This window comes from Streptomyces sp. TSRI0281, assembly GCF_001905125.1.
Taxonomy (GTDB): Bacteria; Actinomycetota; Actinomycetes; order Streptomycetales; family Streptomycetaceae; genus Streptomyces.
Genome location: NZ_LWLE01000023.1, coordinates 425,156 through 449,362, shown reverse-complemented (window position 1 = coordinate 449,362; position 24,207 = coordinate 425,156). Strand labels below are relative to the sequence as shown.

Genomic DNA, 24,207 nt, shown 5'->3' with positions numbered 1-24,207 from the left:
AGGGTCGTGCGCTTTGGTGTCGGGGCCAGGTCGGGGCCCGGCCGGGGCGGGGGGAAGGGGGCGACGTGCGGCTCTACGCAGTGGTGGCGGCCGGTGGGTTCCGGCGCCATGCCACGTACCGGATGGCGACGGCGGCGGGCGTGTTCACCAACACCGTCTTCGGCTTCATCATGGCGTACACCTATACGGCGCTGTGGGACGAGCGCCCGCAGCTCGGCGGCTACGACACCGCGCAGGCGCTGACCTATGTGTGGCTGGGTCAGGCGCTGCTGATGACCTGCGCCATGATGGGCGGCGGCTTCGAGGACGAGCTGATGGAGCGGATCCGTACCGGCGACATCGCCGTGGATCTCTACCGGCCCGCCGACCTTCAGCTGTGGTGGCTGGCGGGGGATCTGGGCCGGGCGGCGTTCCACCTGCTGGGGCGCGGCATCATCCCGATGGCGCTCGGCGCGTTCGCCTTCGACCTGGCGCTGCCCGGCTCGGCGTGGACATGGCTGGCGTTCCTCGTCTCGGTGACGCTCGGTGTGGTGGTCAGTTTCGCGGTGCGTTACGTGGTCGCGCTGTCGGCTTTCTGGCTGATGGACGGGGCGGGCGCGATGCAGATCACCTGGCTGGCGGGGCTGTTCTTCTCCGGGATGCTGCTGCCGCTGACTCTGTTCCCCGGGGCATTGGGCGAGGTGGCGCGGGCGCTGCCGTGGTCGTCGCTGCTCCAGGTGCCGGCTGATGTGCTCCTCGGGAAGCACACGGGGTGGGGGCTGGTGCGGGCGTACGCCTTCCAGGCGGGCTGGGCGGTGGCGCTGTTGCTGGCGGGGCGGCTCCTGCAGGGCGTGGCGACCAGGAGGGTGGTGGTTCAGGGTGGTTGAGACGGCGGTGGCCGCGGACGCGGGGGGAGAGCCGGACAGGGGGCCGGGGGAGGTACCGGGGGAGGTACCGGGCAAGGGGCTGGACGAAGCGCCGGGGCAGGTGGAGCGGGAGTCGCCCCCGATCGCGTTCGGGGAGCGGTCCCGGGTGATCGAGGGGCTCCGGGCGTACGGGCTGATCGTGGCGATGTGGCTGCGCTCGACGATGGCGTACCGGGCCTCGTTCGTCATGACGACGATCGGGAACTTCGCGGCGACGGCCTTCGACTTCGTCGCGATCATGCTGATGTTCTCCCACGTCGACTCGCTGGGCGGCTATTCGCTGCCCGAGATCGCCCTGCTGTACGGGGTGTCGGGGACGGCGTTCGGGCTGTCCGATCTGGTGCTGGGGTCGATGGACCGGCTGGGCAGGCGGGTGCGGGACGGGACGCTGGACACCCTGCTGGTACGCCCGGTGCCGGTACTGGCGCAGGTGGCGGCGGACCGGTTCGCGCTGCGCAGGCTGGGGCGGGTCACCCAGGGGCTCGTGGTGCTCGGGTACGCGCTGGTGTCGCTGGACATCGCGTGGACGCCGCTGAAGGTGCTGATGCTGCCGCTGATGGTGCTGAGCGGGGCGGCGATCTTCGGGGCGGTGTTCGTGGCGGGGGCGGCGTTCCAGTTCTTCGCGCAGGACGCCTCAGAGGTGCAGAACTCCTTCACGTACGGCGGGACGACGCTGCTCCAGTACCCGCCGTCGATCTTCGCGAAGGATCTGGTGCGCGGGGTGACGTTCGTGGTGCCGCTGGCCTTCGTCAGCTGGCTGCCCGCGCTGTATGTGCTGGGCCGGGACTACCCGTTGGACCTGCCGCGGTGGGTGGCGTTCCTGCCCCCGGTGGTGGCGGCGCTGTGCTGGGTGCTGGCGGGTCTCGCGTGGCGGGCGGGGCTGCGCGCGTACCGGAGCACGGGAAATTGACCGGCGGACGTGAGGACAGGGAGAGGGTGACGCGGGACATGGGTACGGACACGGACACGGACACGGACACGGGTACCGGAATCGGTAAGGGCGGCACCGGCGCGGACGCGGACGCGGATTTCATCGTGCTCGACGGCATCGAGAAGGTCTTCGATGTACGCCGCAGAACGGGCTTCCTGCGCCGGGAGCGGCGCGAGGTGCGTGCGGTCGACGGCATCAGCTTCCGGGTGCCGCGCGGCGAGATGGTCGGGTACATCGGTCCGAACGGCGCCGGCAAGTCGACCACGATCAAGATGCTGACGGGGATTCTCACCCCGAGCGGCGGCAGCCTGCGGGTCGCGGGCATCGATCCGTCCCGGGAGCGTACGCGGCTGGCGCACCGGATCGGGGTGGTGTTCGGGCAGCGGACGACGCTGTGGTGGGACCTGCCGTTGCGGGACTCGTACCGGCTGATGCACCGGATGTACCGGATTCCCGACCGCCGCTTCCGGGAGAACCTGGACCGCTGTGTCGAACTCCTGGACCTGGGCGAGCTGTTGGAGGTTCCGGTACGTCAGCTCTCGCTGGGGCAGCGGATGCGCGGGGACATCGCGGCGGCGCTGCTGCACGATCCGGAGGTGCTGTATCTGGACGAGCCGACGATCGGGCTCGATGTGATCTCGAAGGCGAAGGTCCGGCAGTTCCTGCGGGACCTGAACGAGGAGCGGTCCACGACCGTTCTGCTCACCACGCACGATCTGACCGATATCGAGCAGCTGTGCAAGCGGGTCATGGTGATCGACCACGGGCGGCTGATGTATGACGGGGCGCTCGCCGGGCTCCACGAGGTGGGGGAGAGCGAGCGCACGCTGGTGGTCGATCTGGAGCGTGAACTCCCGCCGATCGACCTGGACTCGGGCACGGACACCGGAGCGGGTGCGGCGGCCGGGGGGCCGGGCTCGGGGGTCCGGGTGGTGAAGGTGGAGGGGCCCCGGCAGTGGCTGTCGTTCCCGGCGTCGGTGTCGGCAGCCCCGCTGGTGGCACGGATCGCGGCGGAGTATCCGCTGGTCGACCTGTCGGTGCGGGAGCCGGACATCGAGGCCGTGATCGCGAAGATGTACGCGTCGGCCCCGTAGCGGAGTGGGCGCGTTCCGGCCGCGGCGCGCGGGCGTGGGCGCGCTCGTCTGTGACGGGAGCCGGTGCGTTCAATAGGCTGCGCGGTATGACAAGTGAACTTCCCGAAATGCGTGCCTCCGACGCCGAGCGTGAGCGCATCGCCGAGCTGCTGCGTGAGGCGGTGGCCGAGGGCCGGCTGGACATGGACGAGTTCGAGCAGCGCCTCGACGCGACCTACAAGGCCCGTACGCATGGGGAGTTGGAGCCGATCGTCCGGGATCTCCCGGCACCGGGCACCGTGGTCGCGCCGCCCGGTGCGCCGACACCCTCGGTGCCGGGCAGGTCGGGGAGCTGGCCGTCACGGATCGGGGGCCCTGCCACCTCCACGGGGGCCTTCGCGTTCTGGAGCGGGTTCACCCGGAAGGGCCACTGGACGGTGGGCCGGAAGTTCACCGCGTTCGCGATGTGGGGCGGCGGTGAGATCGATCTGCGCGAGGCGAACTTCGAGGACCGCGAGGTGGTCATCCGCTGCTTCACGGTCATGGGCGGCATGCATGTGACGGCGCCGCCGGAGCTGAACGTCGAGGTCAAGGGCATCGGCATCATGGGCGGCTTCGGCGAGGGCTCGAACGAGGAGGGCGCACCCGCTCCGGACGCCCCGCGGGTGCGGATCACCGGCTTCGCGCTGATGGGCGGCGTCGGCGTGGACCGCAAGCGGACCAAGGCGGACCGGCAGCGGATCCGGGACGCGGAGCTGGCGCGGGACCGGGAGCGGAACGCGCTGGGGAAGCCGGACGAGGGCGACGGCCGCAAGGAACTGGGCTGAGCCCGGCCCCCGGTGCCGGACGGTCCCGCCGAGGCGGAGCCGTCCGGCACCGGGGATGGGCCCGCACGGGGGTCGCCCCGCACCGGGGATGCCCGGCACCGGGGCGGGGTCAGAACGTGTCGGACTTCGGGGCGCCGACCAGGGACCTGAGGTCGATGTGCCGGCCGAGGGTGCGGTAGCCGTCGTCGTTGAGGTGCAGATGGTCGCCGGAGTCGTACGACGGGAGGAGCCGGTTGGGCGCGTACGGGTCGCGTACCGCCCGGTCGAAGTCGACGTACGCGTCGAAGATCCCGCCCGCCCTGATCCGCTCGTTGACGGCCAGCCGTACGGCGTTGCGCGCGGGCGTCCAGGTGGCGTACCCCTCGTACGGGGTCAGCGTCGCCCCGACGACCCGCAGCCCGCGGGCGTGCGCCCGCTCGGTGAGGGCGCGGAAGCCGTCCAGGACGCGCTGCGGGTCCGTCTCCTGCGGGGCCTGCTGTACGTCGTTGATGCCGAGCGCGACGAACACGGTCTTCGCTCCGGCGACCGAGAGGACGTCGCGCTCGAAGCGGCCCGTTCCGCCCTGGCCGCTGATGCCGGTGACGCCGTCGCGCAGGAGCCGGTTCCCGGCTATGCCCTGGTTGGCGACGCCGTACGTGCCGCGCAGCCGGTCGGCGAGGACGTCGGGCCAGCGGGTGTTGGCGTCGGTGGTGGAGCCGCTGCCCGCGGTGATCGAGTCGCCGAGGACGACGACCGTGCCGGGTGCGCGCTCGTTGCGGACGTCCACGGCGGTGAGGTAGCGCCACCGGGTGGTGCTCCAGGTGCCGTGCTCGTCGGCCAGGTAGGACGTCTGGTGCGCGTTCGGGTGGAAGGTGACGGGCCCGCCCCCGTGCGGGGTGCGCAGCGTGACCAGCAGATCGGTGTCGGCGGCGACGGGCACCACGACGGGGTCGCTGACGACCTGTCCGCCCGCGGCGATGGTGACACGGGGCGCGCCCTCGAAGGTCACCGGACGGGTGTTGACGGTGGCCTGGTCGACCACCAGGGGGGCCGCGCCGAAGAGGTTGGAGAGGGTGATGCGGGCCGCGTCACCGCCGACGCTGGTGTGCACGGTGTTACGGACGGTGCGTCCCGGGAAACCGTGCGCGGTGCGCGGCTCGGCGCTGACGGGCGCGCTGGTCCAGGTGGCGACCCAGTTGCCGCCGGAGTGGGCCGGGGCGGCGGGACTGCGGGCCGCCGCGTGCGCCTCGGGGCCGGTGAACGGGGCCGGGGGCCGGGGGCCGGAGAGCAGCGTCGTACCGAAGGCCACGGCGGCGGCGAGTGCGGCGGTGCCCGCCACAAGGGCGATGAGCAGGGCATACCCCTGGCGCCTGGGCATGTGCGGTGTTTCTCCTCGTGCTGATCGGGCTGGTCCCATGATGCGACAGGCCGCGGGGAACTCGACGTGCGGCCCGGGAGTAGGTGAGGTAAGGACAATGCGTACGGCGCGGGGGCGATGCGTACGCGGACGGGTGGAGCGGATGGAACGGGCCGGAGCCGGAGAGCAGGACGCGGTGCAGAAGTCAGTGGAGGGCCCACAGGACCGGCAGGTCCCGGAGGGGCAGGGGCACGCGGAGGGCGGGTCCGGCACGCCGCCGGACCCGGAGGACGGGTCCGGTTCCGGGCGCCGGGCGGCCTCGCCGCTCGCCTCGTTCGCGTACACCGCCGCCGACGAGGAGAAGCGGCGCGGAGTACGCCGTATGAAGACCACCGCCACCGGTCTCCTTCTGCTCGTCGCGCTCGTGTACGTCCTCGCCACCTGGGCGAAGAACGCGGGTGTGGGCGGCTGGCCGGGCTACGTCGCGGCGGCTGCCGAAGCGGGAATGGTGGGTGCGCTGGCGGACTGGTTCGCCGTCACGGCGCTCTTCCGGCGCCCGCTCGGCCTGCCCATCCCGCACACCGCCATCATTCCCACCAAGAAGGATCAGCTCGGAGCGTCACTTGGTTCCTTCGTGGGGGAAAACTTTCTCTCCTCAGGGGTCGTTCGTGACCGAATTCACGCTCTGGGAGTCGGCCGGCGGGTGGGTGCCTGGCTCGCGGAGCCGGATCACGCCGACCGGGTCACCGCCGAGCTGGCGACCGCGCTGCGCGGTGCGCTGACCGTCCTGCGGGACTCGGACGTCCAGGCGGTGGTCGGCGAGGCGATCACCCGGCGGGCGGACGCGGTGGAGGTCGGCCCCGGACTCGGCAAGATGCTGGAGAAGGTCGTCGCGGACGGGGGGCACCGCAGGGTCGTGGACCTCGTCTGCGTACGGGCGCACGACTGGCTGGTGGAGCACGGCGACTCGGTGATGGACGCGGTGCAGGGCGGGGCGCCGGGGTGGACACCGCGCTTCGTGGACAAGCGGGTGGGGGAGCGGGTCTACAAGGAGCTGCTGCGCTTCATCACGGAGATGCGCGACATGCCGGAGCACCCGGCGCGCGGCTCGATCGACACGTTCCTGACGGATTTCGCGGCGGATCTCCAGACGGACTCCGACACCCGGGCCAGGGTGGAGCGGCTGAAGTCGGAGGTGCTGGGCCGCCGTGAGGTCCAGGACGTCATCGCGTCGGCCTGGTCCTCCGTACGCACGATGATCATGGCGGCGGCGGAGGACGAGCAGAGCGAACTGCGGCTGCGGGCCCGCGCCTCGCTGATGTCGCTGGGCGCCCGGCTGGCGACGGACGAGCGTCTGCAGGCCAAGCTGGACGGCTGGCTGGAGGACGCGGCGGCGTATGTCGTCACGACGTACCGCGCGGAGATCACCTCACTGATCAGCGACACGGTGGCGGGCTGGGACGCGGACCAGACCTCGAAGAAGATCGAGGCGCACATCGGCCGTGACCTCCAGTTCATCCGGATCAACGGCACGGTGGTGGGCGCGTTGGCGGGGCTGGTCATCTACACGGTGTCGCGGGGGTTGGGGGCGTAGGGGCCGGCCCCCGGAGCGGGACCTCTTGTCCGGGTCGGCCCCGGGTCGGGGCCTCTCGTCCGGGTCGAGGCCTCTCGTCCGGGTCGAGACCTCTCGTCCGGGTCAGGGACCGGAGCAGGGCCTCTCGTTCGGACGAGAGGCCCTGCGGGTGCCTGCGGGTGCCAGCCGGTGGTGCGTTCCTCAGGCGGCGCGGCGGGTGACCGCCCAGGACGCGGCGGCCACGCCGCCCGCGACGGCGAACACGGCGGGCCACGCGCCGACCTTCTTGGCGAGCGGGTGCGATCCGGCGAACGCGGCGACATAGGCGACGGTCAGTCCGGCCGCCGCGCGGGGGCCCGCCTGCCGGTTCCACCCGTACGCGGCGAGAGACCCGGCGGCGGCGAGCGCGACCCCGCCCAGTGGCCGCTTCTTGGTCCACCGGGCGACGCCGTAACCCCCGACAAGTCCGCTCGCAGCCACTGCCGCTGCCGGAACCTTCGCCATTGCCGCCACCTTCGCTCTCGTGTTCTCGACTCCCGGCCTCCGGCCCCCGGCTCTCGCCGTCGAGGCCGCCGAGCCGTCGTCAGGTCTCGCCACCGAGGCTAACGCGCTGTTCGGACGCCCGGTCGCCCACAGGGGTGCACAAGCGTTTACCCTCAAGGTGAACGCTTGTGCACCTCTGCTCCCGCTCCCTCCCGGCCGTGCGTCCTCTCTCGCGCCGACAGGACCCGACAGGACTCGACCGGACCCGACCACGGAGATCGCATGCCTGCGGACACAGCCGCAACGACCGCCCCTCACCCCCGCTTCGCCGTCGGCGTCCTGGCCTTCTGCGGCGTCGTCGTCGCGGTCATGCAGACGATCGTCGTCCCGCTCCTCCCGCACATACCGGAGCTCACCGGCGCCACCCCCGCCGCCGCGAGCTGGCTGGTCACCGTGACGCTGCTGACGGGTGCCGTGTTCACTCCGGTGCTCGGCCGGGTCGGTGACATGTACGGCAAGCGGCGCGTGCTGGTGGCCTCGCTCGGCGTGCTGGTCGTCGGCTCGGTGCTGTGTGCGGTCAGCTCCCACATCGGCGTACTGATCACCGGCCGGGCGTTGCAGGGCGCCGCGCTCGCCGTCGTACCGCTGGGCATCAGCATCCTGCGGGACGAACTGCCGCCGGAGCGCGTGCTGTCCGCCGTCGCGCTGATGAGCTCGACGCTCGGCATCGGCGCGGCCGTGGGCCTGCCGGTCGCGGCGCTCGTCATCGAGAACTTCGACTGGCACACCATGTTCTGGGTCTCGGGCGTCATCGGCGTGATCGACATCGTGTTGGTGCTCCGGCTCGTACCGGAGTCACCGCTCCGCTCCCGCGGACGGTTCGACGCCGTGGGAGCGCTCGGGCTGTCGGTCACCCTGGTCAGCCTGCTGCTCGCGGTCACCCAGGGGGCGGAGTGGGGCTGGACGTCGGTGCGTACGACCGGACTGCTGGCCGCCGCCGTGGTCGTCGGCCTGCTCTGGGGGGCGTACGAGCTCCGCGTCCGCAACCCGATGGTCGATCTGCGGGTCTCGGCCCGCCCGGCCGTCCTGCTCACCAACATCGCGGCGCTGCTCATCGGCTTCGCGTTCTACGCCAACTCCCTGGTCACCGCACAGATGGTGCAGGAGCCGAAGGCGACGGGCTATGGGCTCGGCGCCTCGCTCGTCGTCAGCGGCCTGTGCCTGCTGCCCGGGGGCCTGGCGATGGTGGCGCTGTCGCCCGTGTCGGCGCGGATCTCCACCATGTACGGACCGAAGGTCAGCCTGGGCCTGGCTGCCGGGATCATGGCCGTCGGGTACGGGGTGCGGTACTTCACGAGCCACAGCCTGTGGCTCATCATCGCGGGCGCGACGGTCGTCTCCTCGGGCACCGCCATCGCGTACTCGGCGCTGCCCGCGCTGGTGATGCGCGGGGTGCCGGTGGGCGAGACCGGGGCGGCCAACGGTCTGAACACGCTGATGAGGTCGATCGGGCAGGCGTTCTGCAGCGCGACGGTCGCCGCCGTCCTCGCCGGTCTCACCTTCGAGGTGGGCGGCGCCACGGCCCCGACGCTCCAGGCGTACGAGCTGGTCTTCGTGATCGCGGCGGGCGCCTCCCTGCTGGCCCTCGCCGTCACGCTCTGCCTGCCGGGTCCGGGCGGCCGGGGGAAGGCGGGTACGGTCGGAACGACTCGCGAGAACCGGAAGGCCGGTGCGCGGACCATCCCCATCCAGGAGGGCGCATGACCGGCCGGTCCATGACGGATCCACGGACGGGGGCGGCAGGCTCGGCCGCTTCCGCTCCCTCGGCGGTCCCGGCAGCCGGGACCCGGGCCGCGGTTTCCGGCTCCGGCTCTGATTCCGGCTCCGGCAAGGATGCGATCCTGCGGTCCGCGCGGCGGGCGTTCACGCAGCGCCCGTACGCCGAGGTGACCATCAGGGCCGTCGCGGCCGACGCCGGGGTGAGCCCGTCCCTGGTGGTCAAGCACTTCGGCCGGAAGGAAGACCTGTTCAACACGGTCGCCGACTTCGGGCCCGCCGCCGAGGAACTCTTCGACGCCCCGCTGGAGAGGCTCGGCCGCCACATGGTCCTCGCGCTCGTGCGGCACCGGCGGGAACAGCAGCGGGACCCGCTGCTCCGGGTCGTCTTCTCCCTCGGCAATACCGACGAGCGCTCCCTCCTGCGCGACCGCTTCCACGAGCAGATCACCCAGCACCTCGCGGCCCGCCTCCCCGGCCGCGAACGGACCCTGCGCGCCGAGCTGATCGCCGGTCACCTCCTCGGCCTGGGTGCCACGCTCAGCCTCCACCGGGAGGGCGCGGCCTCCACGGCCACCGCCGAACACGTGGCGGACCTGTACGCTCCGGCGCTCCAGACTCTGGTCACGGGCACGGGCACGGGCACGGCCCGATGACGGGCGCGGGCCGGTGACGGGCGCGGACGCGGGAGGGGCGCTCCGGCGGCTTCGTTAGGGTGCCGGCATGAAGGATCAGCCCATGGATCTCGACCTGTCCGCCCTCGCTGACACCCTCGCAGCCTGGGAAGTGACCCCCGCGTCACTGACGTACGCGCCCGTCGGCTTCGGCGATCACCACTGGACCGCGCGGACCGCCGACGGGCGGCGCTGGTTCGTGACGGTGGCCGACCTGGCGCACAAGCCGTACTGCGGCGCGGGTGTGGAAGCGGCCCGGGAGGGCCTGCGCCGGGCGATGGACACGGCCGCCTCACTGAACGCGGACGCCGGTCTGGACTTCGTCGTCGCACCTCTGCGGACGGCCTCCTCCGCTGCCTCCTCCACGGCCTCCTCCGGTGCCACCGTGCGCCGGCTCGGGGACCGGTACGCGGTGAGCGTCTTCCCGTACCTGGACGCGTCCGCGGGCCACTTCGGGCAGGAACTGCCGCCGGAGCACCGCCGCCTGCTCGTGGAACGGCTGGCCGTGCTGCACCGCACTCCCGCGCCCGCTGCGACGCCGGTGCACCGGCCGGGACTTCCGGACCGCGCCCCGCTGGAAGCGGCTCTGCGCGAGCCGTTGGACGCCTTCGCGCCGGACAGCGGCCCGTACGCCGAACGCTGCCGCGCGCTGCTGACGGACAGCGCCCGCGGTCTCCGCCACCGGCTCGGGGAGTTCGACGAGCGGACCGCGCGCCTGATCCGGCAGGCACCCACCCCGGTCGTGACGCACGGCGAACCGCATCCGGGCAACGTCCTGGACCCGGGCGGGCGGAACCTGCTGGTCGACTGGGACACGGTCGCCCTCGCGGTGCCCGAGCGTGACCTCTGGCTCTGCTCCCCGGACCCGGACGACCTCGCCCGCTACGAGGAGCTGACCGGCCACCGGCCCGACCGGGACCGGCTCACCTACTACGCGCTCCGCTGGGCCTTCGACGACGTGGCCGCCTGCCTCGATGTGTTCCGCGCCCCGCACGCCGCGACACCGGACACCGCACAGGCATGGGAGGGGCTGACGGGGGCCGTGGCACGGCTGAACGTCTGAGGGCCCATGGGGTTCACGGAGAATATGGCCGCGTTGGCACCAGCGGGAAAGCGCCACTGATCTGCGGTTTTCTTGGTCGGAGTCACATCATGGCGCCAGTTGTGCCACGCGTGGCGTCATGAATGACTCGTCATGGCGCCACGTGTGTGCCATGATGGTGTCACGAAGGCGGGGGTGGTCAACCACCACCGCGCAGACCAGGAATCGAAGCGGATTCAGAGGAGCACACCATCATGTCCATCACCCTGACCGACCAGGACAAGAACACCCTGCGCACCGCCGCGTACGGCGCCGTCACGCTGCTGGCCGCCGCCGACGCCGCCGGTTCGCCCCACAAGGCCGCCACCCGCGGCAGCATCGCCCTGCACTCCGCGACCGGCCCGGTCGGGCACGTGCTCGCGGAGAAGTCGAAGGGCGTGAAGCTGAACGGCACGTCCGTGGCCGCCATCGCCGACGAGGTGCTGCCGGCCCTGACGGCGGGGATGGGCCTGCTCAAGAAGCAGGACCCGGCGGAGGCCGACAACTTCCGCAGCACGGTCATCGTCGCTGTCGAGGCGGCCACCGCGGCCCACAAGGGCGCGCCCAGCCCCACCCTGGCCGAGATGACCCGCAAGATCACCGGGGCCCTCGACGCCGCCTGATGGGCGCGTTCCCGCGACAAGCGCCACCGCCGGCACCACCGGCAACGCGCGTGCTACCGGCACGACACGCACCACAAACGCCACCCTCGTTCAGCTCGATCGCGTCCGGCGCGCACGACCGCCGTCCTTCGAGCGGGGGCGCCTCCTCGGGTGGTGCGGCCGTGGTGCGGCCGTCCGGGCGGACCGGGAGCGTGTCCTGCCGGTCCGCCCGCCCGGTGGGTGGCTGTGGCCATGGACGGTGTTTTCGCGGATGGCACGGAGGCGCGCCGAAGGTTCACCCGCGCGAGTGATTGTGACGCTGCGCACATGGGCGGACACTCGACGTATGCGGGGGCTCTCGGGGGCTCCCGCGACGTGAGAGGAGTCGTCATGGCCGCAGCCGAATCTTCCGCCACCGAGGTGCCGAGGATCGCAAGCAGTTCACAGGCCGCCGACAGGGATCAGGGCATCGCGGCGATCGGCGGTAACGTCGGCGCCGTGTGGCGGGCGTGGTGGACGTGGACCCCGTCGAACGGGACGTTCAACCTTCAGCTTCCCTGGAATGTCATCGGGATCAACTCGACGGTCGTCATCACGGCCTCCGAGATCGACGGCAACGGGAACCGGTTCGTCGGCGCGGCGCCCTTCCAGGTGTCGAGCATCGCCCCCAGCAATGGACTGGTGACTTTCAAGATCAACATCGGCTGGAGCAGCCCGCTGCCGATGCGCACCGACGTCCTGGTCTTCAACTGAGCACCGCTCTCCGGCCGCCCCGGTCGCGCAGGCCGGGGATCACGCCGGTCCAGTGACGACCGGCACGGCCCGCCCCGTGGCGGCTCCGGGTTCGCCCGAGCCGCCACGGGGCACCCGTTTTCCCTGACCGGGGCGCCGGGGTGACCGGGGCACCGGGAGGCTGGAGGCACCGGGGCGCCCGGGGCGCGGCCCGGCCGGACTCAGGCCAGGGCGTTGAGGGCGACCTCGGCGGCTCCGGCGATGAGTGCGTCGTCGCGCTCGGCGTCGCGGGTGTCGCGGCGGGAGAGGACGGCGATGGCGATCGGCGCGGCGTCCGGGGGCCAGACGATCGCGATGTCGTTGCGCGTGCCGTACCCGCCGCTGCCGGTCTTGTCGCCGACCTGCCAGCCGGCCGGGGCACCGGCGCGGATGGTCGTGTCGCCGGTGGTGTTGCGCCTGAGCCAGTCGGTCAGCACGGCTCGTTTGCCGGCGGGGAGCGCGTCGTCCAGGACGTAGGTGCGCAGGTCGGTGGCGAGGGCGCGCGCCGTGCTGGTGTCACGGACATCGCCGGGGACGGCGTCGCTGAGGGCGACCTCGTAGCGGTCGCACCGGGTGACGCGGTCGCCGATGGCGACGAGGGCGCTCTGTAGGCCCCTGGGACCGCCGAGTTCACGGAAGAGGAGGTTGGCCGCGCCGTTGTCGCTGTAGCGGACGGCGGCGTCGCACAGTTCCCGCAGGGTGAGCTCGGAGCCGACGGCCCGTTCGGTGACGGGTGAGTGTCCGACGGGGACGTCGCGGCCGATCCGTACGCGCCGGCCGAGTTCCTTCAGGGAATTCCTGTCCAGTACGGCGGCGGCGAGCAGCGCCTTGCAGGTGGACGCGTAGGCGAAGCGTTCGTCGGGCCGGTGGGTGACGAACAGGCCGTTGCCGGTGTCGAGCGCGTAGACGCCCAGCCGGGCGTCGAACTTCCGCTCCAGTGCGGCGAACGCGCGGTCCGTCCGGCGCTTGTCGGGGGCGGGAGACGGGGCCGGGGAGCCGGAGCCGGAGCCGGACGGGGGTCGTGGCGTGGCATCCGGCGCGGCACCGGACGCCGTCGTTCCGCAGCCGATGAGGGGCAGGGTGGCGGCAAGGCCGGTCAGTCCGGTGAGTGCGGCGCGGCGGGAGATACGGGTACGCATGGGTGGGCGGCTCTCCGTTCGTTCGTCGTGTCGTTCGTCGTGTCGTTCGTCAGGCGTTCGTCGTCGGTCGGTTCGTCGTGTCGTTCGTGGAGCACATCGGCGGAAACGCACGACGGGCATGAACTACGACGGTCATGACCCACGACGGTCATGACCGGAGAAAAACAGCACCGTCGCCGCCAGGTCCAAGACCGATATCGCTCTCGGATCGATTGAACCGCGATATCGTTGCTGGTCGTGGACCTGATCCGGCACTTGCGGTGCTTCGTCGCTGTAGCGGAAGAGTTACATTTCGGCCGCGCCGCCCAGCGTCTCGGCATGGCCCAGCCGCCGCTGTCCCAGCGCATCCAGCGGCTGGAACGGGAACTGGGCGTACGCCTCTTCGAGCGCTCCAGCCGCCAGGTGACGATCACCAAGGGCGGCACGCTCCTGCTGGACGAGGCCCGTCGGCTGCTGGACCGGTCCGAGGCGTTGATGGCCACGGCCCGCCGCATCCAGGACGGCCACAGCGGGCTCCTGCGCGCCGCGCTGCCGCCCGACATCACCGGTGAGACCGTGGCGGGGGCCCTGGCCGGCTTCCAGGAGCGCCGGAGCGGTGTGGAGCTGGAGCTGCACGAACTGTCGACCGCCGAGCAGCTCGCCCGGCTGGCCTCGCACGACCTGGACGTCGGGCTCATCCGCCACCCCAGCGATGTGTCCGGGCTGGAACTGGGCCCCGTCCTGCGCCATGAACTGGGCGTCCTGCTGCCGCACGACGCCCCCTTGGCGCGCCGCGAGACGGTTCCCCTCTCCGCGCTCACCGGGTACGACCTGATCCTCTTTCCCCGTGCCCAGGCCCCGGCCGTGCACGACGACCTCCTGACCACCTGCGCCCGTCACGGCTACACCCCCACCGCCGTCCGGTACGGCCAGGGCCCCAGCTTCACGCGGGGCCTGCTCCTGTCCTGGCGTGCCATCACCTTCAGCACGCGCGACGCCCACCACGCCCGGGACCCCGACCTCACCTGGCGCCCGCTGAGCGGCGCCCCGCTGGCCCTGCGCCACTCCGCGGCCTGGTCCCGGGGGCGCGGCGACGCCGCCGTCCGCGCCTTCGCCGATACGGTCACCGAAGCCCTGGCCCTTACGGCCGCTCCCGGCCCCGACCTGACCTCCGGCCCGCTGCATCTGCGCCCGGCGGCGGAGTACTGGATATGACCGATCCCCGCACGCGACACCACCTCGGCCCCCACCCCGGCCCCCACGCCCACCCGCAGGCCCGCGACCGTATCCGCGCCGCTTTCGCCGAAGCCGGGGTCACCGGCTGGCTGCACGCCGTGGACATCGATTCCGGCGCCCAGATCGACGCGGGCGCGGACCGGCCGGTCGTCACGGCCAGCGTCCACAAGCTCTGCCTGCTCGTCGCGCTCCACCAGCAGGCGGAGGCCGGGCGGCTGGTTCTGACCGAGCAGACCGAGTGCCCGCGGGACGGCCGTACGGCGGGGCCCACCGGACTCGCCGCGATGCTCGACGCGGCCCGGGTCTCCCTGCGCGACGCGGCGTACCTGATGGTGGCCGTCAGCGACAACACGGCGGCCGACCTCCTGCTGGAACGCGTCGGCCTGGACGCCGTCAACGACACCACACGGCGGCTGGGCCTCACCCGTACCCACGCCACCCAGACCTTCCGGGAGTTCCTCGCGACCATCAGGGAGGACGCCGGAAACGGCGGCCCGCAGGCCCTGGCCGACCCCCAGGTCGTCGCCCGCCTGCGCGCCGTGGACCCCGCGCGCACCAACCGCAGCACCCCGCGCGACATGACCCGCCTGCTCGGCGCGATCTGGCGCGACGAGGCATGCACCCCCGAGCACGGCGCCGCCATCCGCCGTCTGCTCGGCCTCCAGGTGTGGCCCCACCGCCTGGCGTCGGGCTTCCCCTTCGACGACGTACTGGTCGCCGGAAAGACCGGCAGCGCGCCCACCGTCCGCAACGAGGTCGGCGTCGTCGAGTACCCCGACGGGGGCCGTTACGCCGTCGCGGTCTTCACCCGCGCCGCCAGCCCCGCCGCCACCCTCCCGGCGGCCGACGCCGTCATCGGCACAGCGGCCCGCATCGCCGTGGACGCCCTGCGCGCCCCCGGCCCCCACGCCACCGACTGAGGCCCCCACGCCACCGACGCCGACGACCGGGGCACCTGTATAGGGAGCCGACGCCTCGCCGGCCGGAGGGACCGGCCTACGACGCCGGACCACGACGCCGGACCTACGATGCCGTACCGGCCGCGTCCACCAGGGCGTCGAGCACCGCCGCCACCTGTCGGCGGAGCTCCGGATCGGTGCTGACCCCGTCCGCGCCGACGGTGTTCCGGTCGAGCGCGACCCGTACGCAGGCGGCGTCCACGACGGCCGCGCCGGTGTAGCCGAGTACGGTGCGGAGCGTCGCCGAGGCGCCCTCCCCGCGACCGGGCGCGGCGGCGTTCAGCCAGGCGGCGGGCTTGTCGCCGATTTCGGTGCCGCCGACGGTCCAGTCCAGCAGGTTCTTGAACGACCCGGGGAGCGTCCCCGCGTACTCCGGGGAGCAGATCAGCAGGGCGTCGGCGGCGTCGATCGCGGCCCGGAGCTCGGCCACCGGCTTCGGCAGCGGGTCGGTGTCGTCGTCGGGGTTGAAGTGGGGCAGATCCCCGAGTCCGTCGTAGAGGACGGTACGTACGGTGGCGGGCGCCACGTCCTGGGCGGTGCGCAGCACGGTCTCGTTGGAGGACCCGGCCCGCACGCTTCCGGACAGCAGGAGAATCACACGTGATGTTGGCATAACCGCTCAACCCCGAGCGGCACCGGACTGTTCCGCTCCGGCCCTGACCGTGACAGGTGCGTGCCGTCAGGGGGTCGCGCGAACGGCATCGCGAGAGGCGGCGCCGGAGGAGGCCACCGCCCCGGACTGCGGCGTCCGCCGTCCGGCACGGTCCAGGCTCAGCCGGACCAGCATGACGACCAGCGCGGCGACGGCGAACCCGGCTCCGACCCACGGCAGTCGGCGGGCTCCCGCGGCGGACAGGACCCACCCGCCGGCCGCCGTGCCGAGGGTGATGCCGAGATTGGAGAAGGAGATGAAGAGGCTGTTGCCGAACTCGGGTGCGTCCCGCGCGTCCCTTCCCAGCCAGCTCTGGGTGACGATGAGCCCGCCGGAGTGCACGGCTCCCCAGACCAGGACGCCCAGGACCATCGGGACGAACCGTGGCCCGACCGCGTACACGAGTACGTAGACCAGCAGGCAGAGGGCCGGATAGGCGAGGGCGGTGCGGACGAGGTTCCGCTGGAGCAGGCTGCCGAAGGCGAAGTTGCCGAGGATCATCACGATGCCGAACGCCATCAGCATGGCGCTGACCCAGGAGCCGTCCATGTGGGTGACCTGGCCCAGGTACTCGGCGAAGTAGCCGTAGACGGAGAACATCGCCGCGAAGATCAGGACGACGGACGAGATGGTCAGCCACATCCGGGGCTGCCTGAGCACGCTCAACTGGCTTCCGTACGAGACGCGTTGTCCGACCGGCAGGCTCGGGAGCAGGCGCAGGATGCCCAGGAACGCGATCAGGTTGACGAGCGCGCCGAACCAGAACGCCGCAGGGAGCGAGAGGTGTTCGGCGAGGTACGAGGTCAGCGGCACCCCGAAGGCGAACCCGACGGTGACACCGGCGAAGACGGTCGTCGTCGCCCGGGTGGCGGCCTTCGCGTCCGCGCCGTCCTTCGTCGCGACCATGCGCGCGGCCGTGGCCAGCGCGACCGAGAAGAACACCGGGTGGAAGACGGCCGGAATGATGCGGAAGGCGAGCATCACCTCGTACTGGGTGGTGAGCGCGTAGACGGCATTGGAGAGGGCGAACACCGCGATCGAGGCGGCGAGGACCTTCTTGCGGTCGATCCCGGAGGCGAGCAGCGTGGTGAAGGGCCCGGTCACGGCGATCACCAGGGCGAACGCCCCGACGAGCCAGCCGGCGGTGGAGGGCGGGACGCCGAGTTCGGCGGAGAGCTGGGGGAGTACCCCGACGATGCCCATCTCGGTGGTGATGATCCCGAACACGCCCAGGGCGAGCACCAGGACGGCGGCGGAGGTTTTTCTCATGGTGATCTTTCTTTAAATCTAGAAAAGTAGATACGTTGGGTCATGGGTGTGCCGTGCGGGGCGCAGGGCTCGGCTCTCCGCGGTCACGCTTGGAGGGCGGGGTGGGGCGGGGCGGCTACAGCTCGTCGCGCACATGGGCGGCGAACTCGGCGATCACCGGCTCGTTGCGGCGGTAGTACGTCCACTTGCCGACGCGCTCCGAGGTGAGGAGGCCCGCGTCCCTGAGGGTCTGGAGGTAGCCGGACACGACGGACTGCGCGAGCCCGGCCCGCTTCTGGATGTCACCCACGCATACGCCGATGTGGAAGCCCAGCCCCTGCTGCGTGTACGAGTCCTCGTCGAAGTACTTCTCGGGGTCGCGCAGCCACTGCATGAACTGCAGACGGGCGGGGTTGGCGAGGGCCTTGTGCACGGCCAGCGGGTCCATGGGGGCCTCTCTGTGAATCCTTGGGGGCTGCCTTCGGGTCTCTTGATCCCTCCCGGGATACGTATCTAGCTTTCTGGATATGTAGGAGCAAGTCAAATCGCCGGCTCCGGCGACGGTGGCGGGCGGGTGCGGGTATCGCTCTGTCGTCCCGCACGGTCCTGCAAGCACAATGAGCTAACGACGGGCTGACGGCTACAGGCCCCCGCCCCCGCACGGACGCGGAGGGCCCGGACGAGGGACGTACATGCACGAGGACTCCGGCTTCAAGGACATCCCCACGACCACCCTCGCCGACCTTTTGGGGCGCGAGCAGGTCATGGACGCCGACATACGCCCCCTCTGGTCGCCGGTGCCCCGCGTGGCGGGCCCGGCCTTCACGGTGCGCTGCCCTCCCGGCGACAACCTGATGCTGCACGCGGCGATCCACCGCGCGGAGCCGGGCACGGTCGTCGTCGTGGAGTCGGGCGACATGGACTATGCGCTGGCCGGCGGGAACGTGTGCGCGGTCGCGCACCGCCGGGGGATCGCGGCGTTCGTGCTCGACGGCGTGATCCGCGACCTGTCCGAGGTACGCGAACTGGGCTTCCCCGTCTTCGCGTTGGGTGTCATCCCCATCCCCGGTACGAAGAAGGCGGTGGAACCGCTCAACACCCCGGTGCGCTGCGGCGGCACGACCGTGAACCCCGGCGACATCGTGGTGGCCGACGAGGAGGGCGTCGTGGTGACCCCTCACGCCCGCCGGGACGAGGTGCTGCGCGACGCGCGGGCGAAGCTGGCGAAGGAGGCGGCCGAATCCCTGGACGAGTGGGAGGCGGCGCACCGCGCCCGTATCGACAAGATCCTGTCGGAGAACGGCTACCCGGCCTGACGGCAACCAGCACCCTGACAGCGCGGCGACGGCACCTCCTGCTACTGCTTCCCCCGGCACAACCGGGACGGCGGGGTGGCCCGGTGGTCGGCGCAGGAGGAGCGCCGGGCCAGGCAACGGCTCCGTACGCAGGTGGGGCGGCTCCGGGGCCTGATGAACGCGGACGTGGGCGGCGGCATCAGCGTCGAAGCGGCTGAGGGGGTGGAGATCCCACCGGCGAACCACCGGCACAGCTCGCTCTGGCTGGCGTAAGTCCCGTTCGTGTGGTGGGAGATGGAGCGGGTGCGGTACGGTGACGAGGCAATCACCCTCCGTTCGCACTCAGATGCACGGAGCGGCCCCCGACGGTGCGCCAACACCGACCGAGGGCCTACACCGACCAGTGGAAAAGGACCCACCGGGAAATGCTGTGCCATGTTATCCCGCCCTCTTCGGGCTATACGAAGGCATCGAACAACGTCGTGCGTGAGCGGCGGTTGAACAGTGATGCGAAGATCCTTCTGCTCTATGTCCAGGGTCTGCCGGAGTCGGCCACGGGCTGCCCGTTGGGCGAGTTGGCCCACGAGCTGGGGATGAAGGGCCATGCGTACCAGAAGGCGAAGAAGCAACTGGTCGCCCAGGGCTTTGTGCATGAGTGGAGCGGCCAGGGTGCCGGGGGCCGCTGGTACACGGAGCAGCTGTTCACGAACACCCCGCTGACGGAGGCCGAGGCCAGGACCGTACGCGCGACGCTGACCACCGCTCCCGCTTCGTCCACGCCCCCGCCGCCCTCCTCTCCGCCCCTGCCTCCGCCTCCGCCGCCGACTGTGCCGATTCCGATCGTCGGTGAGCCGACCCCCCGGACGGCCGGTGGTTATCAACCGGTAGAAGACAACAGAGAGAAGACCAATACCCACCCACCCTCCGAAGCGGAAGCGGCGCAAGCGGCGGTGGAGGTGGCAGAACCGCAGCCTCCCGCACCGTCCTCTGCGTCGCCGTCCTCCAACCCGGCTCAACTGGCCCGCGCGGAGCAGATCCTGCTCTCGCTGCGCCATACGCGCCGGGAACTGCACCTGGGGGTGCGTGAGGCCCGTGCGCTGGCGGTGGAGGCGGTGAAGTGGCTGGAACGGGGCCTGGGCGAGGCGGACCTGCGCCAGGCGTTACTGGCCGAGCGCCCGGAGGGCGGCGTACGTTGCGCGGTCGGCTTCCTCCGCTACCGCCTGGCCCAGAAGTGCCCGGTACTCCCACAGACACCGCCCACGCCGCCCACACCACCCGCACCGCCCATCACGGCGCCCCCGCCGGTCCGCGAGCTGATCGCCTGCGACGGCTACGGAGATGAACACCTCTTCCGGCCGCTGGGCGACGAGACGTCCTGCCCCGAATGCCGCCGCGCGACGGCGTACGAGAACTGGCTCCAGGACACGGACACCCACCACTTCCCCGAGGGCACCCCCTGGCGCGAACGCTTCGCCACGGTCAGAGCCGCCGAGGGCCTGCCGACGACGGCTACGCCGGGCGCGTAGGCACCCGCCGGGAGGCCCGACATCAGCGCCGCCGCTTCCAGTGGTCCGCAAACGGTGTTGGCGCTATCGCAGAGCGCCGACGAGCTCGGGAAGTTGGGCGCGGGGAAAGTGAAGGAAGGCGTTCGCGGTGAGACCGTCAGGTTCGAGAGGAACATTCACGCGCCACGAGCCGGGACGCCAGGGATGGCGTACGCGCTCACCGAAGGCGGCGGTGTCAGCGAGCAGCGCGATCAGACGCTGGGCATCACGGACCGGCATCTTCAGGAGGGCGTAGCCGCGGTGGTAGGCGATAAAGCCGTCGCCCCCGTAGCCGAGCGGGGTCTCGCGCTGGGCGCGGACTCCGGCCGTGGCTTCGCCGACGTCCTGGCAGCAGGTCGCGGTGGTGAAGCCGAGGCGCCAGAGTTCGCGGACAACGGGGACCATCTCCGCGTCGATGTCGACCTGTTCTCCCTCGGGGGTGGTGAGCGTCTTGTACGGGTGGATGGGCGGGTCCGTGGCCATCACCATTCCCTTTGTCCGCCCAACCGATGGGCGGCCCAGCGGGCGGCGGCGTCGGCGAGGTCGCGCTTCCAGGTGACGTCGGGGGCGTCCGCCGCGATGCCGTGCCACAGCCGCTGTTGGGCGGTGGCGAACACATCGAGGGCGCGAGCGGGCGCGATGCGCCAGCCCGGAGTCTTCGCGGCCCACTGTTCGGCGCCGCGGGGGGAGTGGCCGGAGGCGACGAGCCAGACGACCCAGCACGCGGCGTCGATCCATGCGGCCCCCCGAGTCGGCCAGGCCCAGTCGACCACGCGGGCGGCGCCATCGACGATCAGGACGTTGTCCGGGGTCCAGTCGGTGTGGAGCAGGGTGTCGCCGCAGAGGAGTTGGGCGTCGTCGGAGTTGTCGAGGTAGTCGGCGAAGCGCTGTTCGATCTGCTTGAGCTCGATGTCCACGGGGGCGCGGACGGCTGCGAGCGCCGTGATCGCGTCGGCGGTGAGAGCGAGATCGGCGGAGCCCGGGCTGTAGTCGGCGGGACGGCCGTCCAGGTACTCGAAGCCGAGGAGGTTCCATTCGCCGTCGTCGATCCGCCAGAGGAGGCGCGGCGCGAGCGGGGCGACGTACGGGTTGATGGCGACCTCGCGCTGCTGGGTCCAGACGCGCGGGTGATCGCAGCGCAGGCCTTTGACGAAGACGCGTCCGGCGCCGGTTTCCAGGGTTGCGGCGATCTCGCTGTTGAGGCCCTTGCCTGCGGTCGTTGCCGCGCGGATGGGTCCGGTGCGGGCGGCGACGGCGTCGCGGGTGGCGGTGGGAAGGTCGTTCCAGTGCAGTCTCATGGTCACCACAGTGAGAGTGTAGGAGTGGGAGCGGGAGCGAGTGGAGGGGCCGCCCGCACGCGGCGAGCGGCCCCGGTATGGACTCGGTCTAGTACGGATTGTCGTTTCCGCAGCCGAGCATGACCTCGGTGGCGGCGATGGCGTCGAGGTCGTCGACGAACTCGATCTCCTCCTCTTCGGCCTGGGGCCGAGGGGAGATCTCCACTGCGACGAGTGACATTGCGGGTGTCACCTCCCTTCCTTGTCCGTGTGCTGGCAGTAGCGGCTCAGGGAGGTGCCGTCCGGGACCGTCGGGTCAGGAGGGGACCTCAGTGACGCGGGCCGACCGGCGACTGCCTCACAACGGGTCGCCCTCACCCTGGTCGTTCGTGGAGCGGACGTCGGCGTTCGTCCGTGTCGCAGGATCGGCTTCGGCCGAGTCGTCACGGTGTCGGGGACATTGGCACGGCGGGTAGGCCATAGAACCCGGCGCAAGGTCGATGCCCTCCGCCGTATCCACTCGCAAGACGCCGTCGCCACCTTGCTCTGCGGTCAACTGGGCAAGCAGCGCCCGTGCTTCACTTCTCATCGCTCGACCCCTTGGAGACAGGCTCAGCGACCTGATTCGCCGGGCCTTCCTGTCTCTACGCAACCGTCTGACCACGCACAGCGGTAGCGTGGGAACTGGTGCGGGACTTGAAACCCTTGAAAGTTCTTCATGGAAAGGTGAGTTGTGGACCATGGTGAAAAAGGGGCCCAACTCCGGGCTTGCCCGACTGCTCGCAGAGACTCGATGGACGCACAGTCAGTTCGCACGTGCGGTGAACCGTGTCGGTACGGAGACAGGCACCCCATTGCGGTACGACGAATCAGGGGTGAGCCACTGGCTCGGAGGTACCGTCCCGCGTGAACCCGTCAGGGCCTGCATCCTCGAAGCGCTCTCGCGGAGGCTGGCCAGACCGGTGACCTCTTCGGAAGCAGGCATCCCCGCCCCTCGCTCGGTGTCACCGGGGCCCGCGGATACCGTGGAAGGGATGATCGACCTGGGCAGGCAGGACATGGACCCCTCACGCCGCCGAGTCCTGGGCGCTGGTCTCTTCTCCGTGGCCCTGACGATTCCCGGATGGCCCGATGTGATCGGGCGCGCGGAGGCGGTCCAGGCCGGGCGGATCTCCCGTATAGGGATGAACGAAGTCGACATGGTCATCGCGATGACCGAGCGGGTATCTGACCTCGACGACCAGTTCGGCGGTCGCCACGCGCGGCCCATGGCCGCATCGTTCATGGTCAACACGGTGGCGGCCTATCTACGCGCGGACGCGCCCGAGCCGGTTCGGCAAGCGATGCTCTCCGCCGCCTCGGACCTCCTCTATCTGACCGGCTACATGGCCGTTGACGAGGGGCTCCACGGCCTCGCGCAGCGCTACTACGTCAAGGCTCTCGAACTGGCGGGCGCGGCTGAGGACCACCTCACGTACTGCACCACCCTGCGCGGAATGAGCGTGCAAGCCGTCGACCTCGGCCACGGCGCCAAAGCCATGCAGCTGGCCGATGCGGCTGCCGCCGCGTCTCCCCAGGCCGGCCCGCGTATGCGTGCCTTTCTCGCCGGACAGCAGGCTCACACCGCTGCTCAGACCGGCGACCGCGTCGGCGCGATGCGGTACATCCGCGAAGCGGAGGCGGCCATGGACCGCGCCGAGTCCCGCAGCGCCCCCTTCGGCTCGTACGATCCGTCCTCGCTCAACTACCACATCAGCCAGGTACGTTACGAGCTCGGCGATGTCTCCGGCGCAGTCGAAGCCATGCAACAGTCCGACAGGCTCCGCTTCGGCGTATACCGCCGGGCGAGGGTTCGGCACAGGGCGACCCTCGCCGAGCGACAACTGGAGATCGGCCACCTGGAAGCGGCCTGCGCCACCTGGAGCCAGGCGCTGGACGACTACCCCATGGTTCAGTCCGGGCGTGCGGACGACCGCGTCAGGACCATGTTCGGTCTCCTGCGACCGCACCTGAAGAATCCGACAGCCCGAGACCTGTATGACCGGGCGCGCGGGATCGCACCGCCCTTTCTCGTCGGCTGATTGACCGCCGGTGAGGGGATGACGCTCCGGACCTCCGGCCTGAACCCGATGCGCGGGGGGCGCCCGGCGTTCAGACCGGAAAGTCGTGGAAGGGAACAGCGTGTTCCAGAGCAAGATCGCGCCAAGCCCGGTACGCGCTGATGTCCGGGTCGGAGATCAGCTCACGACCTGACTGGGTCCCGTCCACCCGATAGTTGAGGTGGACGACGATCGATTCGTCGAACAGCCAGAAGTCCTGATCCGGTAGGCCAAGGCCAAGGCCAAGGCCAGGACTGTCGGTGAGGTCCACCATGCGGTAGTCCTCACCTGCCGCGACATTGCCGGGGATGCACCACTCGAACAGGTAGCGGCTGTAGTCCGTCAACGGCCTCCGGACCACTTTCGCCCGCGTCATGGTGCGACCGGCAGCCGCGTGGCCCCGGACGGTCTCGTGCCACGACGCGTTGAACCCTGGAGGAACGGGCTCCCCGGAGAGGAAGCCGCGGACCGATTCGGCCTCGGCGGGCATGGTGTAAGTCTGCTGAACTTCGAGACGGAACGCGGAGTGCTGGAAATCGCGGAAGTACGCCTGCCACTCCTCGCCTTCGAGGAACACGGGACCAGAGCCATCCACGGACACGTGCGGCCTCCTGCACGGTCATCTTCGGGATCATTGCGTGTGATCCTCTCCCATCGCTGTGATCAGCAAGCTACGGAGGGTGTTGCCCGGCTGCAAGAGGGGACTGGAGTTCAGTCGCGTACTTCCGTGGATCGGGCGGGGTACGC

At 71.2% G+C, this 24,207-nt stretch carries 26 protein-coding genes; 16 read left to right on the top strand and 10 right to left on the bottom strand.

Annotated elements, in window-relative coordinates:
- Window positions 1-65 precede the first annotated feature (65 nt).
- The 4 genes from A6A29_RS27040 to A6A29_RS27025 all read left to right on the top strand — a co-directional run bounded on the left by A6A29_RS27040 (window position 66) and on the right by A6A29_RS27025 (window position 3,736).
- Window positions 66-866 (top strand): ABC transporter permease, encoded by an 801-nt coding sequence (locus A6A29_RS27040; RefSeq protein WP_073723670.1) that lies wholly within the window; start codon window positions 66-68, stop codon window positions 864-866.
- A gap of 100 nt (window positions 867-966) precedes the next feature.
- Window positions 967-1,815 (top strand): ABC transporter permease, encoded by an 849-nt coding sequence (locus A6A29_RS27035; protein ID WP_241838673.1) that lies wholly within the window; start codon window positions 967-969, stop codon window positions 1,813-1,815.
- Window positions 1,816-1,853: 38 nt separating this feature from the next.
- Entirely contained in the window at window positions 1,854-2,930 is a 1,077-nt protein-coding gene (locus A6A29_RS27030; protein WP_241838664.1) for an ABC transporter ATP-binding protein, read from the top strand.
- 107 nt (window positions 2,931-3,037) lie between these two features.
- On the top strand, window positions 3,038-3,736 hold the full coding sequence (locus A6A29_RS27025) for a DUF1707 SHOCT-like domain-containing protein (protein WP_073723668.1): 699 nt from the start codon (window positions 3,038-3,040) through the stop codon (window positions 3,734-3,736).
- A gap of 109 nt (window positions 3,737-3,845) precedes the next feature.
- On the opposite strand, the gene A6A29_RS27020 is transcribed toward A6A29_RS27025, so the two are convergent.
- On the bottom strand, window positions 3,846-5,093 hold the full coding sequence (locus A6A29_RS27020; protein ID WP_073723666.1) for an SGNH/GDSL hydrolase family protein: 1,248 nt from the start codon (window positions 5,091-5,093) through the stop codon (window positions 3,846-3,848).
- A 97-nt stretch (window positions 5,094-5,190) separates the two neighbouring features.
- Here A6A29_RS27020 and A6A29_RS27015 point away from each other — a divergent pair, with 97 nt between their 5' ends.
- Window positions 5,191-6,666, top strand: a complete 1,476-nt coding sequence (locus A6A29_RS27015; protein WP_107468328.1) for a DUF445 domain-containing protein — start codon at window positions 5,191-5,193, stop codon at window positions 6,664-6,666.
- Between the two features lie 180 nt (window positions 6,667-6,846).
- Here the strand turns inward: A6A29_RS27015 and A6A29_RS27010 are convergent, their stop codons facing one another.
- Window positions 6,847-7,149, bottom strand: a complete 303-nt coding sequence (locus tag A6A29_RS27010) for a hypothetical protein (RefSeq protein ID WP_073723664.1) — start codon at window positions 7,147-7,149, stop codon at window positions 6,847-6,849.
- A 261-nt stretch (window positions 7,150-7,410) separates the two neighbouring features.
- Between A6A29_RS27010 and A6A29_RS27005 the strand changes: the two genes are divergently transcribed.
- The 5 genes from A6A29_RS27005 (at window position 7,411) to A6A29_RS26985 (ending at window position 12,014) form a co-directional block, all read left to right on the top strand.
- Entirely contained in the window at window positions 7,411-8,892 is a 1,482-nt protein-coding gene (locus A6A29_RS27005) for an MFS transporter (protein ID WP_073723662.1), read from the top strand.
- A complete protein-coding gene (locus tag A6A29_RS27000) occupies window positions 8,889-9,560 on the top strand; it encodes a TetR/AcrR family transcriptional regulator (RefSeq protein ID WP_241838663.1) in 672 nt (223 codons plus the stop codon). Before A6A29_RS27005 ends, A6A29_RS27000 begins: the two co-directional genes overlap by 4 nt.
- Window positions 9,561-9,627: 67 nt before the next feature.
- Entirely contained in the window at window positions 9,628-10,641 is a 1,014-nt protein-coding gene (locus tag A6A29_RS26995) for a phosphotransferase (protein WP_073723660.1), read from the top strand.
- Between the two features lie 233 nt (window positions 10,642-10,874).
- Window positions 10,875-11,282 carry a hypothetical protein gene (locus A6A29_RS26990; protein ID WP_073723658.1) on the top strand — a complete coding sequence of 136 codons (408 nt, stop codon included), beginning with the start codon at window positions 10,875-10,877 and terminating at the stop codon, window positions 11,280-11,282.
- A gap of 369 nt (window positions 11,283-11,651) precedes the next feature.
- On the top strand, window positions 11,652-12,014 hold the full coding sequence (locus tag A6A29_RS26985) for a hypothetical protein (RefSeq protein ID WP_073723656.1): 363 nt from the start codon (window positions 11,652-11,654) through the stop codon (window positions 12,012-12,014).
- Between the two features lie 200 nt (window positions 12,015-12,214).
- Here A6A29_RS26985 and bla read toward each other — a convergent pair whose 3' ends face one another.
- On the bottom strand, window positions 12,215-13,171 hold the full coding sequence (gene bla / locus A6A29_RS26980; RefSeq protein ID WP_073723654.1) for a class A beta-lactamase: 957 nt from the start codon (window positions 13,169-13,171) through the stop codon (window positions 12,215-12,217).
- A gap of 237 nt (window positions 13,172-13,408) precedes the next feature.
- Here bla and A6A29_RS26975 point away from each other — a divergent pair, with 237 nt between their 5' ends.
- Complete coding sequence (locus A6A29_RS26975; RefSeq protein ID WP_073723971.1) at window positions 13,409-14,365, top strand: LysR family transcriptional regulator; 957 nt, start codon at window positions 13,409-13,411, stop codon at window positions 14,363-14,365.
- Window positions 14,362-15,306 (top strand): serine hydrolase, encoded by a 945-nt coding sequence (locus A6A29_RS26970; RefSeq protein WP_079183028.1) that lies wholly within the window; start codon window positions 14,362-14,364, stop codon window positions 15,304-15,306. The genes A6A29_RS26975 and A6A29_RS26970 overlap by 4 nt, the downstream gene beginning before the upstream one ends.
- 103 nt (window positions 15,307-15,409) lie before the next feature.
- Here the strand turns inward: A6A29_RS26970 and A6A29_RS26965 are convergent, their stop codons facing one another.
- The 3 genes from A6A29_RS26965 to A6A29_RS26955 form a co-directional block, all read right to left on the bottom strand.
- On the bottom strand, window positions 15,410-15,958 hold the full coding sequence (locus A6A29_RS26965) for an NADPH-dependent FMN reductase (RefSeq protein ID WP_073723652.1): 549 nt from the start codon (window positions 15,956-15,958) through the stop codon (window positions 15,410-15,412).
- A 66-nt stretch (window positions 15,959-16,024) separates the two neighbouring features.
- The gene (locus tag A6A29_RS26960; RefSeq protein ID WP_073723650.1) at window positions 16,025-17,266 is read right to left on the bottom strand and encodes an MFS transporter; all 1,242 of its coding nucleotides are present in this window, start codon (window positions 17,264-17,266) and stop codon (window positions 16,025-16,027) included.
- A gap of 115 nt (window positions 17,267-17,381) precedes the next feature.
- Window positions 17,382-17,693 carry an ArsR/SmtB family transcription factor gene (locus A6A29_RS26955; RefSeq protein ID WP_073723648.1) on the bottom strand — a complete coding sequence of 104 codons (312 nt, stop codon included), beginning with the start codon at window positions 17,691-17,693 and terminating at the stop codon, window positions 17,382-17,384.
- 244 nt (window positions 17,694-17,937) lie between these two features.
- On the opposite strand from A6A29_RS26955, the gene A6A29_RS26950 reads away from it, so the two are divergent.
- The 3 genes from A6A29_RS26950 (at window position 17,938) to A6A29_RS26945 (ending at window position 20,066) form a co-directional block, all read left to right on the top strand.
- On the top strand, window positions 17,938-18,561 hold the full coding sequence (locus tag A6A29_RS26950) for an RraA family protein (RefSeq protein ID WP_073723646.1): 624 nt from the start codon (window positions 17,938-17,940) through the stop codon (window positions 18,559-18,561).
- Window positions 18,562-18,636: 75 nt separating this feature from the next.
- Window positions 18,637-18,813, top strand: coding sequence for a hypothetical protein (locus A6A29_RS45445; protein WP_158074472.1), 177 nt, complete (start codon window positions 18,637-18,639; stop codon window positions 18,811-18,813).
- A gap of 152 nt (window positions 18,814-18,965) precedes the next feature.
- Complete coding sequence (locus A6A29_RS26945; protein WP_073723644.1) at window positions 18,966-20,066, top strand: hypothetical protein; 1,101 nt, start codon at window positions 18,966-18,968, stop codon at window positions 20,064-20,066.
- A 63-nt stretch (window positions 20,067-20,129) separates the two neighbouring features.
- Here A6A29_RS26945 and A6A29_RS26940 read toward each other — a convergent pair whose 3' ends face one another.
- The 3 genes from A6A29_RS26940 to A6A29_RS47640 all read right to left on the bottom strand — a co-directional run bounded on the left by A6A29_RS26940 (window position 20,130) and on the right by A6A29_RS47640 (window position 21,602).
- Window positions 20,130-20,567, bottom strand: a complete 438-nt coding sequence (locus tag A6A29_RS26940) for a hypothetical protein (RefSeq protein ID WP_073723642.1) — start codon at window positions 20,565-20,567, stop codon at window positions 20,130-20,132.
- Window positions 20,567-21,382, bottom strand: coding sequence for an aminoglycoside phosphotransferase (locus tag A6A29_RS26935; protein WP_241838672.1), 816 nt, complete (start codon window positions 21,380-21,382; stop codon window positions 20,567-20,569). The genes A6A29_RS26940 and A6A29_RS26935 overlap by 1 nt, the downstream gene beginning before the upstream one ends.
- A gap of 88 nt (window positions 21,383-21,470) precedes the next feature.
- Window positions 21,471-21,602, bottom strand: a complete 132-nt coding sequence (locus A6A29_RS47640; protein WP_274535839.1) for a hypothetical protein — start codon at window positions 21,600-21,602, stop codon at window positions 21,471-21,473.
- A 499-nt stretch (window positions 21,603-22,101) separates the two neighbouring features.
- Between A6A29_RS47640 and A6A29_RS26925 the strand changes: the two genes are divergently transcribed.
- A complete protein-coding gene (locus A6A29_RS26925) occupies window positions 22,102-23,442 on the top strand; it encodes a tetratricopeptide repeat protein (RefSeq protein ID WP_241838662.1) in 1,341 nt (446 codons plus the stop codon).
- Between the two features lie 70 nt (window positions 23,443-23,512).
- Here the strand turns inward: A6A29_RS26925 and A6A29_RS26920 are convergent, their stop codons facing one another.
- A complete protein-coding gene (locus A6A29_RS26920; protein WP_241838661.1) occupies window positions 23,513-24,061 on the bottom strand; it encodes a DUF6879 family protein in 549 nt (182 codons plus the stop codon).
- Window positions 24,062-24,207 lie beyond the last annotated feature (146 nt).

Excerpts from the sequence above, each read along its gene's own strand:
- A6A29_RS27030 (WP_241838664.1), top strand. The coding sequence starts at position 1,854 with ATGGGTACGGACACGGACACGGACACGGACACGGGTACCGGAATCGGT.
- A6A29_RS27025 (WP_073723668.1), top strand. The coding sequence starts at position 3,038 with ATGCGTGCCTCCGACGCCGAGCGTGAGCGCATCGCCGAGCTGCTGCGT.
- A6A29_RS27020 (WP_073723666.1), bottom strand. The coding sequence starts at position 5,093 with ATGCCCAGGCGCCAGGGGTATGCCCTGCTCATCGCCCTTGTGGCGGGC.
- A6A29_RS27015 (WP_107468328.1), top strand. The coding sequence starts at position 5,191 with ATGCGTACGGCGCGGGGGCGATGCGTACGCGGACGGGTGGAGCGGATG.
- A6A29_RS27010 (WP_073723664.1), bottom strand. The coding sequence starts at position 7,149 with ATGGCGAAGGTTCCGGCAGCGGCAGTGGCTGCGAGCGGACTTGTCGGG.
- A6A29_RS27005 (WP_073723662.1), top strand. The coding sequence starts at position 7,411 with ATGCCTGCGGACACAGCCGCAACGACCGCCCCTCACCCCCGCTTCGCC.
- A6A29_RS27000 (WP_241838663.1), top strand. The coding sequence starts at position 8,889 with ATGACCGGCCGGTCCATGACGGATCCACGGACGGGGGCGGCAGGCTCG.
- A6A29_RS26995 (WP_073723660.1), top strand. The coding sequence starts at position 9,628 with ATGAAGGATCAGCCCATGGATCTCGACCTGTCCGCCCTCGCTGACACC.
- A6A29_RS26990 (WP_073723658.1), top strand. The coding sequence starts at position 10,875 with ATGTCCATCACCCTGACCGACCAGGACAAGAACACCCTGCGCACCGCC.
- A6A29_RS26985 (WP_073723656.1), top strand. The coding sequence starts at position 11,652 with ATGGCCGCAGCCGAATCTTCCGCCACCGAGGTGCCGAGGATCGCAAGC.
- bla (WP_073723654.1), bottom strand. The coding sequence starts at position 13,171 with ATGCGTACCCGTATCTCCCGCCGCGCCGCACTCACCGGACTGACCGGC.
- A6A29_RS26970 (WP_079183028.1), top strand. The coding sequence starts at position 14,362 with ATGACCGATCCCCGCACGCGACACCACCTCGGCCCCCACCCCGGCCCC.
- A6A29_RS26965 (WP_073723652.1), bottom strand. The coding sequence starts at position 15,958 with ATGCCAACATCACGTGTGATTCTCCTGCTGTCCGGAAGCGTGCGGGCC.
- A6A29_RS26960 (WP_073723650.1), bottom strand. The coding sequence starts at position 17,266 with ATGAGAAAAACCTCCGCCGCCGTCCTGGTGCTCGCCCTGGGCGTGTTC.
- A6A29_RS26955 (WP_073723648.1), bottom strand. The coding sequence starts at position 17,693 with ATGGACCCGCTGGCCGTGCACAAGGCCCTCGCCAACCCCGCCCGTCTG.
- A6A29_RS26950 (WP_073723646.1), top strand. The coding sequence starts at position 17,938 with ATGCACGAGGACTCCGGCTTCAAGGACATCCCCACGACCACCCTCGCC.
- A6A29_RS26945 (WP_073723644.1), top strand. The coding sequence starts at position 18,966 with ATGCTGTGCCATGTTATCCCGCCCTCTTCGGGCTATACGAAGGCATCG.
- A6A29_RS26940 (WP_073723642.1), bottom strand. The coding sequence starts at position 20,567 with ATGGCCACGGACCCGCCCATCCACCCGTACAAGACGCTCACCACCCCC.
- A6A29_RS26935 (WP_241838672.1), bottom strand. The coding sequence starts at position 21,382 with ATGAGACTGCACTGGAACGACCTTCCCACCGCCACCCGCGACGCCGTC.
- A6A29_RS47640 (WP_274535839.1), bottom strand. The coding sequence starts at position 21,602 with ATGTCACTCGTCGCAGTGGAGATCTCCCCTCGGCCCCAGGCCGAAGAG.
- A6A29_RS26925 (WP_241838662.1), top strand. The coding sequence starts at position 22,102 with ATGGTGAAAAAGGGGCCCAACTCCGGGCTTGCCCGACTGCTCGCAGAG.